We start from the raw sequence: 16663 nt of genomic DNA on the forward strand, positions 1-16663 counted from the left end.
AATTACAGGACCTCCTGCACTTCGAATTCGGTGCCATTATGGGTGAACACATCACCCTCCTGCAGGCCCGCCATGGCCAGATAGATCGGGCTTTGCATGGAAATGCCCATATAGGTGTTGCCGTCGACGTCAAACCGCGTCGTTGAAACACACACAACAAACCGCCGGTTGTTGAATTTGATCACCGCGCCGGGCTGCACCGTGTCGGTCAGGCTGAAATCAGTGTTTTCGATCACGTCGATCTTGGCATGATGGGCATGGACCGGCGCGTCGAAAGCTGCCGCCAGATCTGCATTCTCGCGCGAGGCAGCGATGTCGTCCTTGTCATGTCCTTCACGGTCATCCAGCTGCGAATCTTTCAGAAACGCATCATAATGCGCCTGCGCCGTGGCAAGCTCCTGCGCTTCAAGCGACATCAGCCGGTCGATAATTGCCTTTTTGCGGGCTGCAAGGTCTGCTTCAGTGGTCATTCAATGCGGTCCTTCAAATTCAGTATCGAATATAAGTTGGGCCGCAATCCGGGCGATTGCAACAGGTTTCCACTGTTCAGATAAGCAGGCTGGCAGCTCCTTCGTGGCGCAACAGGGCAACCTTGGTCTCGACACCCCCGCACCCGGAAAACCCGACCATCCTTCCATTTGCCCCCAAAACGCGGTGGCATGGGATGATCACCGGGATCGGATTCCCGCCACAGCCGCGCCCCACCGCCTGCGCCGAATAGCCCAGCTCCGCCGCCAACTCGCCATAAGTCCGGGTCTCACCCAGCGGGATCGCGAACATTGCGTCGCAGACCCGGCGCTGAAACTCTGATCCCTTTACGTGATAGGGCAGATCGAACCTTTGCAGGCGCTTCTGGTCGTAGGCCCGCATCTGCGCCGCCGCCTCGCGGAGCAACGGCGTATCAGGGGCATCGTCGGACCCGTCCCAAATCAGCCCCGTGATTGCCTCGTCTTCCTCGACGATGCCGAGGCGCCCAAACCGTGTGTCTACCGCAATCGTTCCCATGCGGTCATGCTGACAGACAGGTCACAGCCACCGCAACCCGATTCCGGACAATTCGCCCGTCTTTTGTTCAATATACCTTTCGGAGAAAGGCAGAGCCTCACTAAAGGCCCTGCCCCATAGCCGCCGGTAACGGATCAGCCCAGCGCTTCGTCGCAGCGCCCGCAAACGTCGTCATGCGCGTGGCGGCCCACGTCAGGCAGGATCTTCCAGCACCGTTGGCACTTCGCGCCTTCCGCCTTTTCGAACACCACTCCGACGCCTTCGATCTCGGGCACGCGAAACGCCTCGGCCGGGGCCGGATCGCCGGTCACCGACAGACCAGAGGTGATGCACATGTCATCCACATCAAACGTTGCCAGCAGATCGCGGGTTTCGGAGTCTTCGATATATACGATCGGCGCCGCCTCCAGGCTGGAGCCGATGACCTTGTCCTGGCGCTGCACTTCCAGCGCAGCGGTCACAGCACGGCGCACCCGGCGGATCTTGGCCATGGCTGTCTCAAGCTCGGCGTTGCGCCAGTCGGCAGGCGTCTCGGGGAAGTCCACCAGATGGACTGAACTGTCGTCGCCCGGGAACCGTTCCAGCCAGACTTCCTCCATGGTGAAGACCAGGACCGGCGCCAGCCAGGTGGTCAGGCGGTGGAACAGGGTATCCAGCACGGTGCGCGCGGACCGGCGGCGCAGCGTGTCGCCATCGCAATACAGCGCATCCTTGCGAATATCGAAATAGAACGATGACAGATCGACGGTCGCAAAGGTGAATACGGCACTGAACACGCCCTGGAAGTCGAACGCGGCGTAGCCCTTGCGTACTTGCTCATCCAGATCGGCCAGACGGCTGAGAACCCAACGCTCCAGTCGCGGCATATCCTCGGGCGCGACGCGATCCGCCTCGGAGAAGTCAGCCAGCGAACCCAGCATGAACCGCATGGTGTTGCGCAGGCGGCGATAGCTGTCGGCGGTGCCTTTGAGGATTTCCGGCCCGATCCGCTGGTCGGCGGTATAGTCGGTCTGAGCCACCCAAAGGCGCAGGATATCGGCACCATATTGCTTGATGACCTCTTCCGGCACGATGGTGTTGCCCAGCGATTTGGACATCTTGTTGCCCTTGGCATCCAGCGTGAAGCCGTGGGTCACAACGTTGCGATAAGGCGCCCGGCCTTTGGTGCCGCAGGCCTGCAGCATGGACGAATGGAACCAACCACGATGCTGGTCGGTCCCTTCCATGTAGACATCGGCGATGCCGTCTTCGGTGCCGTCCTCGCGGTCGCGCAGAACAAAAGCGTGGGTCGAGCCCGAGTCGAACCACACGTCCAGCACGTCGAACACCTGATCGTAGTCGTCCGGGTTGGCAATGCCGTCCAGCACCTGCTCTTTGAACCCGTCAGTGTACCAGATATCCGCGCCATCCTTCTCGAACGCCGCTTTGATACGCGCGTTCAGGTCTGCGTTGCGCAGCAGATAATCTGCGTCGGTCGGCAGAGCACCCTTTTTGGTGAAGCAGGTCAGCGGCACGCCCCAGGCGCGCTGGCGGGACAGAACCCAGTCCGGGCGCGCTTCGATCATCGAATACAGGCGGTTGCGACCGGTCTGCGGGGTCCACTTCACCAGCTCGTCGATGGAGCGCAGGGCCCGTTCGCGGATGGTGTCGCCCATCTCGCCCATACCGTCATCCAGCTTGCGGTCGACCGAGGCAAACCACTGCGGCGTGTTGCGATAGATGATCGGAGCCTTCGAGCGCCACGAATGCGGGTAGCTGTGTTTGATCTTGCCCCGCGCCAGCAGTCCACCAACCTCGACCAGCTTGTCGATCACGGCTTTGTTCGCATCACCCTCACCGCCCTTGCGGGACAGGATGAATTTGCCTCCAAAGAACGGCAGATCAGCACGGAATGAGCCATCGTCCATCACGTTGTAGGTGATGACCTGTTCCAGCATCCCCAGATCGCGGTACAGCTCGAATTCTTCCATCCCGTGGGACGGTGCACAGTGAACGAAACCTGTGCCTTCGGTGTCGGTTACGAACTCAGCGGCGCGGAAGTCACGGATGTCGTCCCATTCACCATTGCCACCCTCGTCGCCGGCCAGCGGGTGGGTCAGCTGGACACCTTCCAGTTCATCGGCAGTCACATCGCGGACGCGGGTCCATTGGTCGTCGTTCAGGCGGGCGCGGCCAAGCACATCGGCGGCCAGATTGTCGGCCAGCAGGAATTTGTCGCCCACATTGGCCCAACATTCCTCCGGCGCTCCGGTGACTTCATAAAGGCCATAAGAGATGTCCTTGCCGTACACGACCGCTTTGTTCGACGGCATGGTCCAAGGCGTCGTGGTCCAGATCACCACAAAAGCGTCATCCAGATCGCCCGCATTCACGACCTTAAACTTCACCCAGATGGTGAAGCTTTCCTTGTCGTGATATTCGACCTCAGCCTCGGCCAGCGCAGTTTTCTCGATGGGCGACCACATGACGGGCTTCGAGCCCTGATAGAGCGTGCCGTTCATCAGGAACTTCATGAACTCGTCGGCGATCACGGCCTCGGCATGATAGTCCATGGTGATATAGGGATCGGGCCAGTTGCCTGTGATACCCAGACGCTTGAACTCTTCGCGCTGGACGTCGATCCAGCCCTCGGCAAACTTGCGGCATTCCTGACGGAAGTCGACGATGTTCACCTCATCCTTGTTTTTGCCCTTCTTGCGATACTGCTCCTCGATTTTCCATTCGATGGGCAGGCCGTGACAGTCCCAGCCGGGCACGTAACGCGCGTCGAAACCCATCATCTGATGGGATCGCACGATCATGTCCTTGATGGTTTTGTTCAGCGCGTGACCGATATGCAGGTGACCGTTCGCGTAAGGAGGGCCATCATGCAGCGTAAAGGGCGTGCGGCCCTCTTTTTCACGCAAGCGGTCATAGACGCCGATGGATTCCCACCGCTCCAGCCATGCGGGCTCGCGCTTGGGCAGGCCAGCGCGCATCGGGAACTCGGTTTTGGGCAGGTTCAGCGTGTCTTTGTAGTCAGGTGTCTGGATCGTGTCGGCGCACATTTGGGGCGTCCCTTGGATGATCTGGTCTTACTAGGATCGAAGCGTTCGGTGCGAAGTCTCAAACACCTTTGCCCGGCGTCTCAGAGGGTCAGAGCGCCGGGAATATAATTCGAATAATGATGGCCAGACGGTCATGCATGGCAGGCTTATAAGACGCCTTCCCGCAATGGTCCAGAGGTTCTGCCGCCCGGTGTGAAGAGCGGTGAACAAGTCATTTTCACACCAATTCCCCACGGCCAACCGGGCCGTCAGGGGTGAAACAGGGACCCGACAAGGTAGGCAATCAACGCCGCCGTTCCGCCGATCAACAAGGTCTCAAACCCCGACCGCCACCAAGGTGCCAGCGACCACCGGCTTTTCATCGCACCGATGGCGAAGAAAACCGCAAGGGTCAGTGAGACCGAGACCGCAAAGGCATTCTGGACGGACACCAGGAACGGAACCAGCGGAACCATCCCGGCTACCAGAAACGCGAGGAACGTCGCCATTGCAGCCTTGAGCGGATGAGGCTCGACACTGCCCAGACCGTATTCGCCTTCGATCATCAGGTTGATCCAGTTTTCCCGATTATCGGTGATGGCATCCGTCGCCTCGTTCAGAACGCGGCCCGAAAGTCCTTTCTGAGCCAGAATCTCGCGCACTTCGCCGCGCTCGCCTTCGGGATAAAGGTCGATATGGCGTTCCTCGACCGCGCGAATGCGGCGGATATTGTCCAGTTCGGCCTTGGTGCCCGAATAGTTCCCCGCCGCCATCGAAAACCCGTCGGCCAGTACGTTCGCAAGGCCAAGCGCCACGATGACAAAGGGCGACAGACCCGCCCCGGCGACACCGGACACAATGGCAAAGGTCGTGACCGACCCGTCCAGCCCGCCATAGACAAGATCCCGCAGGACGCCGCGACCGGGCGGGGCATTGATCCGGGCGGAAATCTCTTTCTGGCTGTGACCGTGGTCGATCATGGCTGGCCCTCCGTCGCCATTAGCTTGGCGGAAGGATAGCACTATGGCCTTGCGTCAGATCAATCTTTCGAGAACAGGCCGCTCAGTGCACGCCGGATCATGCCGCGGGTCGACGGCTTGTGCCGTTTGGAAAAGGGCAACGGACGGCAGACTTCCATCGCGGCCACGCCAACACGGGCGCTCAGCGCGCCGTTTACCAGACCCTCACCAAAACGGCGGGACAGTTTGCTGAGGACTGAGCCGCCCAGAACCGGCTCCAGCAGATCATCACCCACAGCGACGGCACCCGTGGCGACCAGATGCACAAAGACTGCCCGCGTCAAACGCCATCCGCCAAAAAAACCGGCGCGGCCTCCGTAGATTTCGGCAATGCGCCGGATCATCCGCAGGGACGCCAGCATCGCCGTTGCGACATCCGCCAGCGCCAGCGGTACAAGCGCGGTCACGGTGGCCACCTGCCTGGCCGCGGCTTCGACCTCACGGCTGGCGGCAGCGTCGAGCGGGGCAAGCAATTCGTCCTCGGCAAGGGACAGCAGACCGCTGGCATCGAATTGCTCACTCATGCGCTCGGCCAGCCTGTCGCGGCCCCATCTCGTGTCTTCGCGGCCCTTGTAGAACGCGACCAGCCTGTTCGTGACCGACCGCGCCTGCGCCAGATCAGCTTCGGCCAGCGCGGCATCGGCGGCGCGGCGCATTCCATCCACGCGCGACAACCGTCCAATAGCCGCCAGTTCACGGATCACGATGATCAGCGTCACCAATACCAGCGCCGCAATCAGCCCGGTGACGATCCACCCCAGAACAGGCGAACGCGCCACCAGCGACGTTGCAAAATCCCACGCTGCAATCGAAACCGCCGCGCCCACAACGGCCAGCGCCAGCCCCCAGAACCACCGGGACAGGGCAGAATGCTTTCGGGCCGCAAGCCGGGCCGCGGCCTGCATTGCCTGACCTTGCGGCTGCGCAACATCGGGAACGGGCGGCGCCTGTGCTACGTCGGCAGCGGGTTCATCCGCTTCCAGATCGATCAGAACCGGGCCTTTAGCCATTGTTGCCGTCCTCCGCATTCCAGACAAACCTGATATCCGGCAGGTTTTCGTCGTTGTCCGATCCGTCGCCGCGCGCGACCTCGACAAATCCGTGACGCTCATAAAACCTGAGCGCGGGCCTGTTTGCCTCAAATGCGTACAGCGACAGCTGAGATCGTTCGATTTTAGCCCGGTCCAGCAATTTCCGCCCAATCCCCTGCCCCCGCGCCGCAGCAGCAAGATAGAGGGAGTGAACCTCGTCACCATGACGCGCCAGAAAACCCACGACGCCCTTGTCCGTCTCGGCAACTGTGACCCAACCCTGATCGATCATCCTGCCGCAAAACGCGATGGTTTCAGCGCAGGAATGCAGCTCGGGCATCCAGTCGTTTTCGCGCGCGAATCCATGCAGGATTTCACCGGTTGTGCCGGCATCCGTACTGCGGGCGGGGCGGAGTTTTACGGTCACAGGCGGTCTCCGATCAAAAACTGGGCGGCCCGGTCCAGCCGGATGTGCGGCGGCCCGTCCCCGGGGCGAAGGGTCAGATGCGCCGGGGCAAATGTCATGAAACCGAAATCATCGTTCAGCCAGTTCTCAGCCCCGTCGCGGGCCGGGCCCAGCAGATGAGCGGGATCCGACGGCAGATCCCCGGCATAAAAGGCAGCCTGGTTCCCGGTATCCAACAGAGTGCCACGCACGCAGGGCAGTTCCGACCCGTTGTGATTGCGCATTTCTTCCGTCGTGGCACGCAGCGACGCCAGCGACAGGGCGGCGGTCTCGGCTCCGGCGAATTTGGCCCTGTCCTGCGCTTCGCGCGTCAGCGCCTCCATGATCGCGGTCAGGCGTGGGTGTTGCAAGTGGTGCAGATGATCGGCCTTGGTGGCAGCAAAGAGAATACGCTCGACCCGTTTGCCCAGCAGCAGCTGGCTGAGCCACGCATTTCGGCCGGGACGGAAAGCCGACAGGATATCTGCCATCGCGCGGCGCATGTCCTCGACCGCCTTCGGGCCCTTGTGAATTGCGCCCAGCGCGTCGACCAACACAACCTGCCGGTCGATGCGCGAGAAATGATCACGGAAGAACGGTTTGACCACCTGCGACTTGTACGCCTCGAACCGCCGTTCCATCTCGCGGTGCAGCGAGCGCCTGCGCGACGGGCCGTCAACCGGCAACGGCGCAAAGGTCAGAACCGGTGATCCGGCCAGGTCGCCCGGCAGCAGGAACCGCCCCGGTGTGCAGTCGTAATACCCGCTGTCCCGCGCCCTGTTCAGATAATCCGTGAACGCCGCCGACAGTGCCTGAGCCGTCGGCTCATCGTGGTTCTCAGTGTGATCGGTTGCCCCGATCTGTGACAGGAAAACCGCTGCTTCGGACCGGTCTTCGATGCGAGTCAGCGTGTCCTGCGACCATTCCGCATAGGATTTCTCCAACAGGGCCAGATCCAGCAGCCATTCCCCCGGATAGTCCACGATATCAAGATGAACGGTGCGCGGTCCCTGCAACCCGGCCAGCAAACCGGCGGGGCGCGCCTTGAATGACAGGCGCAGTTCGGACACCGCGCGCGTGCTCTCGGGCCAGTGCGGCGCGGGGCCGGTCAGGTCGGACAGATGAGATTCAAAGTCGAACCGGGGCACCGTGTCATCAGGCTGTGGTTGCAGATAGGCGGCGTTGATCCGCCCCTCCTGCTGGGCGACAAGCCCCGTCATGCGGCCCCGATCCAGAAGATTGGCCACAAGCGAGGTGATAAACACCGTTTTGCCGGACCGCGCCAGCCCGGTGACGCCCAGACGTATGACAGGCTCGAACAGGGTTTCAGACACGCGGTCGCCCACGGATTCGACACCGCGAACAAGACTGTCTGCCAGTGATGAGATGACCAATCCGCCGCCCCGCATGGTTGTTTTGCTCAAGATAGGTAGCAAGCCCCGAGGTTGCCAGAGCTTTTCCCAATCCGGCTCTTGCCCGGACCGGCGCGGCGCGATACCAGCGCCACATGCCAAGATACGCGCTGAAAGTCGAATATCAGGGGGAACCGTTTGCCGGATGGCAGCGGCAAAAGGACCTGCCGTCCGTGCAGGGCGCAATCGAGACCGCGCTGTCGCGTATCCAGCCGGGCGAGCACACAATTGCCGCCGCCGGGCGGACAGACGCGGGCGTTCATGCTTTGGGACAGGTGGCGCATTGCGACCTGGTGAAAGACTGGGATCCGTATCGCCTGTCCGAGGCGCTGAACTATCACCTCAAGCCTCAACCCGTGGCCATCGTGAAGGCTGCGCGGGTGGATGACGACTGGCATGCCCGGTTTTCAGCACTCGAACGGCAATACCTGTTCCGCATCCTGATGCGCCGCGCCCCCGCTACCCATGACAGCGGGCAGGTCTGGCAGATCAACCACCAACTGGATGTCGACGCGATGCAGGCGGGTGCGGACATGCTGGTCGGGCGGCATGACTTCACGACCTTCCGCTCGTCGATCTGTCAGGCGGCCAGCCCGGTCAAATCTCTGGATGAGTTGCGGGTTGAACGGGTTCAGGGCTTTTCAGGGCCCGAAGTGCACTTCCACGTGCGCGCGCGGTCGTTCCTGCACAATCAGGTGCGCAGCTTTGTCGGCACGCTGGAACGGGTCGGCGCGGGATCGTGGACACCAGAAGATGTGCGCGATGCTCTGCAGGCCGTTGACCGTGCTGCCTGTGGCCCGGTCTGCCCGCCGCAAGGGCTTTATCTGGCGCGGGTCGGATACCCTGAACCGGTGTTCGACTGACCTATAGCGCGCGCATCAGCAACCCGCTTGCGATCACTGCAATAATCAGACCCGCCACCAGTTCGATGGTCGGGGCCAGCACGGAAACGAACCGCGTGGCCGAGGCCGAAGCCAGAAGCCCCCCGCGCAAGCCGAAGGATGTCCAGCCCACAAGGGTTGTGACCGTCGCAGTGCCCAGCGCCATGGCAAATGCCCCGGCGATGCCGACCATTGCGATACCCATCTGCCAAGTCACGATCAGTACGAACAGCGCGCCGGTGCAGGGACGCGCAGCAATCCCCGCGATCAGCACCAACGCCTCGCGCAGGCTGCCGACATTCGCCACTTCTTCGGGGCTTGGGCCATGGCGGTGACCGCACTCGGAACACTCCCCGTGATCGTGGTGGTGGTGATCATGGTGGTCATGATGACGGTGCGCGGAGGACTGTGAGTTTCGATGCTGTCGGGCGAAACTGCGAACCGCACGCAGGACAAGCCACATCCCGATCGCCGCAATGGCCCCATAACTGATCGGAGCCATCACCTGTTCTGTTGTCCCGATCAGAGACTCACGTGACATCTGAAACACCAGCACCCCGGCATAGACCAGAACGATCGCCGTTACCGCCTGCCCCAAACTGGACAGAACACTGATTGCGGACAATCGCCAGAAAGCGACCTGACGGCCCAGCCCGTAGCCGCCGATCAGAACCTTGCCGTGTCCCGGGCCGATCGCGTGGAAAAACCCATAGGCGAAACAAACCGTCAGCAGGGTTGCGACCGCTTCCGGCTGTTCCGCGCGCGCGGCGCGCAGGGAACGCGCGATCTGGTTCTGGAAAACCCGTTGTTCACCGGCCGCCCAGGCAGCAAGATGGTCGAACCCGCCGCTGCCCCAGAACCACAACAGCAAGGCACAGGCCAGCGCGACCGGAATGATCAGGAATTTGGACATGAAACGCGGATCTCGGTCGCAAAGCTTTCCCCGACAAGGGGGATATCATTTTCTTCAAGGTCGACATCTGCATCCAATGTCAGCAGAAAGGCCTGCATCTGCGCCAGTTGTCCATCGATATCGGGTTCCCGGCGATCGATCTGGCAGCCATCCGGCCCGGAAATCGTCACCGGGCGCGTGACCTCGTAAGCCGTGTAGAAGGTTTCATCGAAAGGTTTGGCGGACAGGTCAGCCGCCGATACGCCGCCAGATTCGACCTCGCGCAAATGAGTTGTCACGATACGCCCGTCTTCGGTGGTCGCGGACGGCTCTGACGGCCCCGTCAATGAAACCGGCGTTCCACCTGCGGTGACGACAAGATCGCCGTTGTAGCCTGCGACCCATTGCATGTCGAAACCGGTCAGAACTTTCTGCTCGGCCTCGGACAGCACGCCGTCTGCATCCTGATCGAGTTTCAGGTCTTCCAGAACCAGAAGGGAATAGAATTCGTCATAGACCCAGGTCACGCGGACATGAGTCAATTGGCCTGTCTCATCGACAATGAACTCCAGCCCGGTATCGATATAGACATGCGGGTGCGGAATTGCCGAAACCGGCAGGCAACAGGTTAAAAATGTAATCAGCCAGCGCATGGCCAGAACATAGGGGCCGAAGGCCGCTGCGGCAATGCACTTCCAACACGGATCGAAACATCCGAAGGGTATGCGCTAGCGCGGTGGAAGCAGAACGAGTGTCTGCAACGCCGTACCCACTGGCCCCTGCGTGTCATACAGGATCGCTTGCGACATTCCGATTCCGTTCGGCTTCCAGTGCGAGACCGACTCGGCCGCCAACCAGTCCGAAACAGGTTCGCGGTGGATGTGCAGCGTCAGGTCCGTGTTCATAAACCCCATGCCCGAAGGTTGCACGTTGCACGAGATACCGTTGCCGCAATCGGCCAGCGGACACAGCGACTGAACAGGCGAAGGCTGTTCAGTGCCAAGCAAATGCGGCGTTCGCAACCAGATCGTCTTGGGACCAAGGCCCTGATTGCCGCCTTTTGGATAGGCCACGTCCACGGCCTGCGCAAAACAGTGCAGGTCATGCCGCAACTCCATCAAGGGAAAATCCCCGGTCACGAGATCATGAAATGCAGGTGCGTGAACCTCAGCCGTGGGAACCTCGCCCAGATCCTTGCGCACAAGATGCATTGTTGTTGCCGTTGCGCACAGCGTGTTGTCCAGATCGTGCACCGTGACCCGTGTTGTCGCCAATGTGCGTGTGTGCCGGGTGGTCTCGGCGGCAACCCGCAATCCCGCCAGCGGCAATGGCCGGATCAGGTCCACCGTCAGCCGGGTCAGCATCTTTTCGGGGCCTGTTTCAGCCTCGGCCGCGCGGACGATCAGGCCGGCAACGGGGCCGGCATGACAATGATCGGCGGACCACGGTCCGCGCGCCGGGTCGTTGCCGACAAACACGCCATCCGGGTCAAGGTCAAAGAAAGCCTTTTGGCTGGGCATGGCAGTCATCGGTGTCGGATCCCACGGGTCATTTGTTGATCATGTTTCCGCGATCCGACGACGGACCGGGCTTTACCTTTGGACCGAGAATGACTTAGCTGCCCGAAAGATGTCCAGTTGGGTGACGGAACGTCATTCGTTCAAATCGAAACACATGGGGGTGCGAAATGGCATTGTTGGTTGAAACCGGATTGTCCGACTGGATCAGCGATGATGATATTGCGCGCGAAATCCGGCGACACCATCCGGACGCGGACGTGCGCACCCCGGATACGATTGGCGATGCCGCAGACATCACGATGATCGCGCTTGTCGGCCTGCACCAGGATCAGCCGAAGCGCTATCCGAATTTGAAACTCGTGCAGAAACTCGGCGCCGGGGTTGAGACAATCGTCAGCAATCTTGGCCTGCCCGATCATGTCCGCATCACCCGCCTGAAACCGGATGCACCGGCGCAGGGCATAGCCGAATGGTTTCTGGCGTATGTGTTGCGCCGGCAGCGGCACATGGCAATCTATGAAGCCGCCCAGCGCCGAGCCGAATGGACGCCGCGCGCGCCCGGCTTCAGCCCTGATACGGTGGTCGGGGTATTGGGGCTGGGCCATATCGGTGCGCGAACCGCCCGGATGCTGCGCGATGTCGGGTTCCAGGTCATGGGATGGAGCCGTTCGCCCAAGCAGATTGAGGGCGTGACCTGCCTGCACGGCGAGAACACGCTGCCCGACCTGCTGGGCCAGTGCGATCATGTCTGTGCCATTCTGCCATCGACACCTCAGACAATCGGATTGTTCGATGCCGCGCTTCTGGATGCGATGAAGCCCGGAAGCCAGTTGCTGAATGCCGGGCGCGGTGATCTCATCGACGAAGCCGCGCTGATGGCGGCGCTGGATCGCGGTACACCGGGTCATGCAGTTCTGGACGTCACCTCGCAAGAACCCCTGCCTTCGGACAACCCGTTATGGCGGCATCCCCAAGTGACGATCACCCCGCATGTGTCGGGCTGGCATCTGGGCAACGCATTGTCCGATGTGGCCGAGAATTTCCGGCGCCTGACCAGCGGTCAGCCTCTGCTGCACGAAGTCGACAGGGCGCGCGGTTACTGATCTGCCGCAAAATGGTCAGGGCGTCAGAATCCAGTTGCCGCTGGCGTCCTTGCATCTGCGTGTTCTGACCTCGCGGGAACTCTCCGCGCCTTCGGGCTGAATGAAATGCTGCAGATGAACGCAGTTGCCGCGAACATCCCGGACCCGGATCGTTCCCTTTGATCCCGTGGCGTCATTGACCCAGCTGCGTTCATCTCCGGCCCGCGCGCTGCCGGTCAGCAACTGGTCCGCCGTGGCATTTACCACTTCAAAATCCGCAGGGGTCAGCCCCATCTCCGATATGATGCGGGACAGCGGTTTGGCGTCTGCGGCAACGCCCAGACCAAAACTCATGACCGCTGCGAAGGTTGCCAATTTCCAGGGCTTCATATTCGCCTCACCGTTCTGAAATAGATTTAGTCCCAAGACTATACTCGCGCTGGTCCGTGGCCAAGCCCCCCACGGCGCGCACCTTCAAATTATCCCGAACAAACCTATCGCAACACAGGCGCTAGGACCGCCGGATTATTGCCAGCATAGTGCGACCGATACGAACCAGAGGCATTCGATGGCACACCCGACTTATTACGCCCCATCCGGCGGGCATCCCGGCCAGGACCAGATTCTGACAGACCGCGCCATGTTCACCGACGCATACGCGGTGATCCCCAAAGGCACCATGCGCGACATCGTCACCAGTTACCTGCCATTCTGGGAGGGCACGCGTCTGTGGGTGCTCTCGCGCCCGCTGAGCGGATTTGCCGAGACCTTTTCGCAGTACATTATGGAGGTTCAGCCCGGCGGCGGATCAGATCGCCCAGAAACCGACGCGCAGGCCCAGGGAGTGATCTTTGTGGTCGAGGGCACGGTCACACTGACCCTTGGCGGCGAAGTTCATGTCCTTGAAACCGGTGGCTACGCCTACATCCCGCCGGGTTCGGACTGGACGCTGCACAACCGCGCAGATGAAGTGACAAGATTCCACTGGGTCCGCAAGGCTTACGAGGCCGTCCCCGGCCTGCCCGTGCCCGATCCAATCATCACCAATGAACGCGACGTGGTCCCCATCGAAATGCCCGGCACCGAAGGGCGCTGGTCGACGACCCGCTTTGCCGATCCGCAGGATGTGCGTCACGACATGCATGTCAACATCGTCAACTTCAAACCCGGCGGCGTGATCCCCTTTGCCGAAACCCACGTGATGGAGCACGGGCTTTACGTGTTGGAGGGCAAGGCCGTCTACAGGCTCAACCAGGACTGGGTCGAGGTCGAGGCCGGAGATTACATGTGGCTGCGCGCCTTCTGCCCGCAAGCCTGTTACGCAGGCGGCCCGGGGCGGTTCCGCTATCTGCTTTACAAGGACGTAAACCGTCACATGCCGCTGAACCTGTCGCGGCGTTAAACGGGTAGAATGGTCATTTACCTGTCAGGGGTTCACAGAAGCGTCTGAATCTGGTGAAATATCCTCGGGTTATAGTACTGGAGATTGCACCATGTTATTTCGCGGAACGATGTTTGCGCTTGCGGCCGTTATCGGCCTGACGGCGTTCGATGCCGCACCTGTTGCGGCCAGGGAAGAAACCAAATCCGTATTTGTCATGAGCCGTACATGGGCTGTGACGCAGGTTTCAGACGCTCCGGTCATTTACCGCGCCACACGGGACGACAACAATCTGAACCCCTTTGGTCCGCCGCCGCGCCTGCGGACGATACAAGCCATAGCGGCGATCCAGCAGGCAACGGGTTGCAAGGTTATCCGCTCAAGCATGTATCAGAACATCTCGGGCCAGTTTTTCTCGCAGGTCTCCTGCGGTTAGAACGGTATCGAAACGGGCATTGAGATCGCCCGGTCAGCCTGCCATAGCTTGCCCATGAAACTCGCGATCAACGGATTCGGCCGTATCGGCCGCACAATTCTGCGGCAGGTTCTGGCCCTGCCGGAAGACAGCAATGTCGAGCTGGTGCTGATCAACGATATCGCCCCGCTTGAGACCTGCGCCTATCTGTTCAAATACGACAGCACCTTTGGCGCTTACGCCGGAACGGTCCTGGCTGAGGGTGACACCCTGATCGTGGACGGGCACCGGGTTCCGATGACCCACAGCGAGGATCTGACCCGTGTGGATCTATCCGGGGTCGATGTCCTGCTGGACTGCACAGGTATCGCACGCACGTCCGATGTGGCCAGCCGAGGATTGACTGCCGGTGCCAGCAAGGTGCTGATCTCGGGCCCCTCGCCTGCGACCGAAGTCACCATCGTACTGGGCGCAAACGAAGACCAGCTGGGCAATGCCCGGATCGTTTCGAACGCATCCTGTACCACCAACGGGTTGGCTCCGCTGGTGCGGGTATTGGACGGGATCGGCGGCATCACCGCGGCCCATATGACAACGATCCATTGCTACACAAACAGCCAGCCGATGGTGGACGCGCCGCGCGGCGATCTTGCGCGCTCGCGTGCGGGTGCGCTGTCCATGGTTCCAACCACAACCAGTGCCACGCATCTGATTGACGAAGTCATGCCTCATCTGGCCGGTCGCATCTCGGGCGCCGCGGTGCGCGTACCCACCGCCAGCGTTTCGGCCGTAGACCTGATCGTGACCCTGGAAAACGAGATGAGCCCCGAGGTGTTTGACGCAAAGCTGCGCGCAGCGGCCGAAAACTCGCCTGTTCTGGGCTGGACGGACCTGCCTCTGGTCTCATCCGATCTGCGCACGCGACCCGAGTCGCTTGTGATCGCGGGCCCCGAAACTCACATGGTGGGAAACAGGCAGGTCAGGGTGTTTGGCTGGTATGACAATGAATGGGGCTTTTCGGCCCGAATGCTGGATGTCGCGCGCCTGATGGCGGCAAGCTGAAGTCGACGCAGCCCGCCAAACGGCGGGCTGCGATTCACGGATCAGTCGTGGGGCAAGCTGCCCGAGCCATGCCCGGCCATTCCGCCTGACACTTCTTCGGTGGCCTCATCCGCCAGTTCTTCGGGCAGGATCAGATTCAGCACAATTGCGATGACCGCAGCAGGCAAAAGCCCACTTTTCATCAAGATGCCCAAAGTTTCCGGCAAGTGCTGGACCGCATCCGGTTCCAGTTGCAGCCCAAACCCGATGGACAACGAGATGGCAAAGATCACCATATTGCGCCGGTTCCAGTCGACATCGGACAACATGGATATACCGGCGGCGACAACCATCCCGAACATGACGATCACACCGCCGCCCAGCACTTCGATCGGAACGGTGCGGATGATGGCCCCGACTTTGGGGACCAGCCCGCACAGGATCAGAAACAGCGCACCAATGGTCACGACATTGCGGCTCATGACACCGGTCATGGCGATCAGGCCGACATTCTGGCTGAACGACGTGTTGGGCAACCCGCCGAACACACCGGCAACCGCCGAGCCAAAACCATCCGCATAGGTTGCACCGGCAATCTCCTTGTCGGTGGCTTCACGTCCGGCACCGCCCTTGGTCACACCGGACACATCGCCCACGGTTTCGATGGCCGAAACAAAGGCCATCAGACAGAACCCGATCACGGCAGCGAACGAAAACTCGAACCCGTATTTGAACGGCATCGGCAATGCGAAGGCCGAGGCGCGGCTCCAGCTTGAACCGATTGCCTCAAATGTCACCATGCCAACCATCAGCGCGTATACGTAGCCGGCAGCCAGACCGATCAGCACCGCCGAAACCGACAGCATCCCGAGTGTAAAGAACTTGAGCGCAAGGGTCACGAAGATCACGACCAGAGCCGCCGACCAGTTCAGGGCCGAGCCGTACTCCGGCGTGCCAATCGCCGGAACGCCGCCAGCCGCGTATTGAATACCTACCTTGACCAGCGCCAGACCTATCATGGTTACGACCAGCCCGGTCACCAGAGGCGGCAGCGCAAACCGGATCTTACCGATCACCGCCCCGAGGCTGGCGTGAAACAGGCCACCGATCAGAACGCCGCCGAACAGGGCAGCCAGCCCATCGACGCCCTTACCGGCCACAAGCGGGATCATGATGGGCAGAAAGGCAAAGCTTGTTCCCTGAACGATGGGCAAGGCCGCCCCGACCGGACCAAGTGTCACCGTCTGCAGCAGGGTAGCGACCCCGGCAAACAGCATGGACATCTGGATCAGATAAAGTAGCTCCGGGAAATCGGGCGAATTTGATCCAAATCCGAATCCCGCCGCGCCCGCGACGATGATCGCGGGCGTCACATTGGACACGAACATCGCCAGAACGTGCTGTATCCCAAGGGGAACCGCCTTGTGTAATGCGGGTGTATAGTTCGGATCCCGAAGCTGTTCGGGCGTACCGATCGAAGTGTCGGCCATGAGTACTGTCCTCCCTGTCAGAT

At 61.1% G+C, this 16663-nt stretch carries 17 protein-coding genes; 5 read left to right on the top strand and 12 right to left on the bottom strand.

Annotation, left to right across the window (positions count from 1 at the left end; all coding sequences use genetic code 11):
- Positions 1-2: 2 nt before the first annotated feature.
- The 7 genes from ACR3EQ_RS09775 to ACR3EQ_RS09805 form a co-directional block, all read right to left on the bottom strand.
- A complete protein-coding gene (locus tag ACR3EQ_RS09775) occupies positions 3-470 on the bottom strand; it encodes a hypothetical protein (RefSeq protein WP_170613349.1) in 468 nt (155 codons plus the stop codon).
- A 76-nt stretch (positions 471-546) separates the two neighbouring features.
- Complete coding sequence (locus tag ACR3EQ_RS09780; RefSeq protein ID WP_170613351.1) at positions 547-1005, bottom strand: methylated-DNA--[protein]-cysteine S-methyltransferase; 459 nt, start codon at positions 1003-1005, stop codon at positions 547-549.
- Between the two features lie 134 nt (positions 1006-1139).
- Positions 1140-4052 (bottom strand): isoleucine--tRNA ligase, encoded by a 2913-nt coding sequence (gene ileS / locus ACR3EQ_RS09785; RefSeq protein ID WP_480490489.1) that lies wholly within the window; start codon positions 4050-4052, stop codon positions 1140-1142.
- Between the two features lie 248 nt (positions 4053-4300).
- Positions 4301-5011, bottom strand: a complete 711-nt coding sequence (locus tag ACR3EQ_RS09790) for a VIT1/CCC1 transporter family protein (RefSeq protein WP_170613355.1) — start codon at positions 5009-5011, stop codon at positions 4301-4303.
- Between the two features lie 59 nt (positions 5012-5070).
- On the bottom strand, positions 5071-6060 hold the full coding sequence (locus ACR3EQ_RS09795) for a YcjF family protein (RefSeq protein ID WP_480490491.1): 990 nt from the start codon (positions 6058-6060) through the stop codon (positions 5071-5073).
- A complete protein-coding gene (locus tag ACR3EQ_RS09800) occupies positions 6053-6508 on the bottom strand; it encodes a GNAT family N-acetyltransferase (protein WP_170807730.1) in 456 nt (151 codons plus the stop codon). Before ACR3EQ_RS09800 ends, ACR3EQ_RS09795 begins: the two co-directional genes overlap by 8 nt.
- Positions 6505-7920 (bottom strand): YcjX family GTP-binding protein, encoded by a 1416-nt coding sequence (locus ACR3EQ_RS09805; RefSeq protein WP_170613780.1) that lies wholly within the window; start codon positions 7918-7920, stop codon positions 6505-6507. The genes ACR3EQ_RS09800 and ACR3EQ_RS09805 overlap by 4 nt, the downstream gene beginning before the upstream one ends.
- Positions 7921-8033: 113 nt before the next feature.
- Here ACR3EQ_RS09805 and truA point away from each other — a divergent pair, with 113 nt between their 5' ends.
- Positions 8034-8801, top strand: a complete 768-nt coding sequence (gene truA / locus ACR3EQ_RS09810; protein WP_170613361.1) for a tRNA pseudouridine(38-40) synthase TruA — start codon at positions 8034-8036, stop codon at positions 8799-8801.
- A 1-nt stretch (position 8802) separates the two neighbouring features.
- Here the strand turns inward: truA and ACR3EQ_RS09815 are convergent, their stop codons facing one another.
- The 3 genes from ACR3EQ_RS09815 to ACR3EQ_RS09825 all read right to left on the bottom strand — a co-directional run bounded on the left by ACR3EQ_RS09815 (position 8803) and on the right by ACR3EQ_RS09825 (position 11240).
- Positions 8803-9732: a nickel/cobalt transporter gene (locus ACR3EQ_RS09815; protein WP_480490493.1), complete on the bottom strand. Its 930-nt coding sequence runs from the start codon at positions 9730-9732 to the stop codon at positions 8803-8805.
- Positions 9717-10364, bottom strand: a complete 648-nt coding sequence (locus tag ACR3EQ_RS09820; RefSeq protein ID WP_480490495.1) for a DUF1007 family protein — start codon at positions 10362-10364, stop codon at positions 9717-9719. Before ACR3EQ_RS09820 ends, ACR3EQ_RS09815 begins: the two co-directional genes overlap by 16 nt.
- Positions 10365-10439: 75 nt before the next feature.
- The gene (locus ACR3EQ_RS09825) at positions 10440-11240 is read right to left on the bottom strand and encodes a thioesterase family protein (RefSeq protein ID WP_170613367.1); all 801 of its coding nucleotides are present in this window, start codon (positions 11238-11240) and stop codon (positions 10440-10442) included.
- Positions 11241-11398: 158 nt separating this feature from the next.
- Between ACR3EQ_RS09825 and ACR3EQ_RS09830 the strand changes: the two genes are divergently transcribed.
- Positions 11399-12334: a 2-hydroxyacid dehydrogenase gene (locus ACR3EQ_RS09830; protein WP_480490497.1), complete on the top strand. Its 936-nt coding sequence runs from the start codon at positions 11399-11401 to the stop codon at positions 12332-12334.
- Positions 12335-12349: 15 nt separating this feature from the next.
- Here ACR3EQ_RS09830 and ACR3EQ_RS09835 read toward each other — a convergent pair whose 3' ends face one another.
- Positions 12350-12703, bottom strand: coding sequence for a hypothetical protein (locus ACR3EQ_RS09835; RefSeq protein ID WP_170613371.1), 354 nt, complete (start codon positions 12701-12703; stop codon positions 12350-12352).
- 178 nt (positions 12704-12881) lie between these two features.
- Here ACR3EQ_RS09835 and ACR3EQ_RS09840 point away from each other — a divergent pair, with 178 nt between their 5' ends.
- The 3 genes from ACR3EQ_RS09840 (at position 12882) to ACR3EQ_RS09850 (ending at position 15171) form a co-directional block, all read left to right on the top strand.
- A complete protein-coding gene (locus ACR3EQ_RS09840; RefSeq protein WP_480490499.1) occupies positions 12882-13715 on the top strand; it encodes a bifunctional allantoicase/(S)-ureidoglycine aminohydrolase in 834 nt (277 codons plus the stop codon).
- Positions 13716-13806: 91 nt separating this feature from the next.
- On the top strand, positions 13807-14130 hold the full coding sequence (locus tag ACR3EQ_RS09845) for a hypothetical protein (RefSeq protein WP_480490500.1): 324 nt from the start codon (positions 13807-13809) through the stop codon (positions 14128-14130).
- A gap of 54 nt (positions 14131-14184) precedes the next feature.
- Positions 14185-15171 (top strand): type I glyceraldehyde-3-phosphate dehydrogenase, encoded by a 987-nt coding sequence (locus tag ACR3EQ_RS09850; protein WP_480490502.1) that lies wholly within the window; start codon positions 14185-14187, stop codon positions 15169-15171.
- A gap of 41 nt (positions 15172-15212) precedes the next feature.
- Here the strand turns inward: ACR3EQ_RS09850 and ACR3EQ_RS09855 are convergent, their stop codons facing one another.
- Positions 15213-16640, bottom strand: a complete 1428-nt coding sequence (locus tag ACR3EQ_RS09855) for a uracil-xanthine permease family protein (RefSeq protein ID WP_480490503.1) — start codon at positions 16638-16640, stop codon at positions 15213-15215.
- Positions 16641-16663 lie beyond the last annotated feature (23 nt).

This window comes from Ruegeria sp. AN11, from assembly GCF_056536005.1.

What these genes read in the sequence shown, in the direction of transcription:
- ACR3EQ_RS09855 (WP_480490503.1), bottom strand. Translation starts at nt 16,640, where the DNA reads ATGGCCGACACTTCGATCGGTACGCCCGAACAGCTTCGGGATCCGAAC.
- ACR3EQ_RS09840 (WP_480490499.1), top strand. Translation starts at nt 12,882, where the DNA reads ATGGCACACCCGACTTATTACGCCCCATCCGGCGGGCATCCCGGCCAG.
- ACR3EQ_RS09780 (WP_170613351.1), bottom strand. Translation starts at nt 1,005, where the DNA reads ATGGGAACGATTGCGGTAGACACACGGTTTGGGCGCCTCGGCATCGTC.
- ACR3EQ_RS09830 (WP_480490497.1), top strand. Translation starts at nt 11,399, where the DNA reads ATGGCATTGTTGGTTGAAACCGGATTGTCCGACTGGATCAGCGATGAT.
- ACR3EQ_RS09775 (WP_170613349.1), bottom strand. Translation starts at nt 470, where the DNA reads ATGACCACTGAAGCAGACCTTGCAGCCCGCAAAAAGGCAATTATCGAC.
- ACR3EQ_RS09850 (WP_480490502.1), top strand. Translation starts at nt 14,185, where the DNA reads ATGAAACTCGCGATCAACGGATTCGGCCGTATCGGCCGCACAATTCTG.
- ACR3EQ_RS09845 (WP_480490500.1), top strand. Translation starts at nt 13,807, where the DNA reads ATGTTATTTCGCGGAACGATGTTTGCGCTTGCGGCCGTTATCGGCCTG.
- ACR3EQ_RS09790 (WP_170613355.1), bottom strand. Translation starts at nt 5,011, where the DNA reads ATGATCGACCACGGTCACAGCCAGAAAGAGATTTCCGCCCGGATCAAT.
- ACR3EQ_RS09820 (WP_480490495.1), bottom strand. Translation starts at nt 10,364, where the DNA reads ATGCGCTGGCTGATTACATTTTTAACCTGTTGCCTGCCGGTTTCGGCA.
- ileS (WP_480490489.1), bottom strand. Translation starts at nt 4,052, where the DNA reads ATGTGCGCCGACACGATCCAGACACCTGACTACAAAGACACGCTGAAC.
- truA (WP_170613361.1), top strand. Translation starts at nt 8,034, where the DNA reads ATGCCAAGATACGCGCTGAAAGTCGAATATCAGGGGGAACCGTTTGCC.
- ACR3EQ_RS09825 (WP_170613367.1), bottom strand. Translation starts at nt 11,240, where the DNA reads ATGACTGCCATGCCCAGCCAAAAGGCTTTCTTTGACCTTGACCCGGAT.
- ACR3EQ_RS09835 (WP_170613371.1), bottom strand. Translation starts at nt 12,703, where the DNA reads ATGAAGCCCTGGAAATTGGCAACCTTCGCAGCGGTCATGAGTTTTGGT.
- ACR3EQ_RS09815 (WP_480490493.1), bottom strand. Translation starts at nt 9,732, where the DNA reads ATGTCCAAATTCCTGATCATTCCGGTCGCGCTGGCCTGTGCCTTGCTG.
- ACR3EQ_RS09795 (WP_480490491.1), bottom strand. Translation starts at nt 6,060, where the DNA reads ATGGCTAAAGGCCCGGTTCTGATCGATCTGGAAGCGGATGAACCCGCT.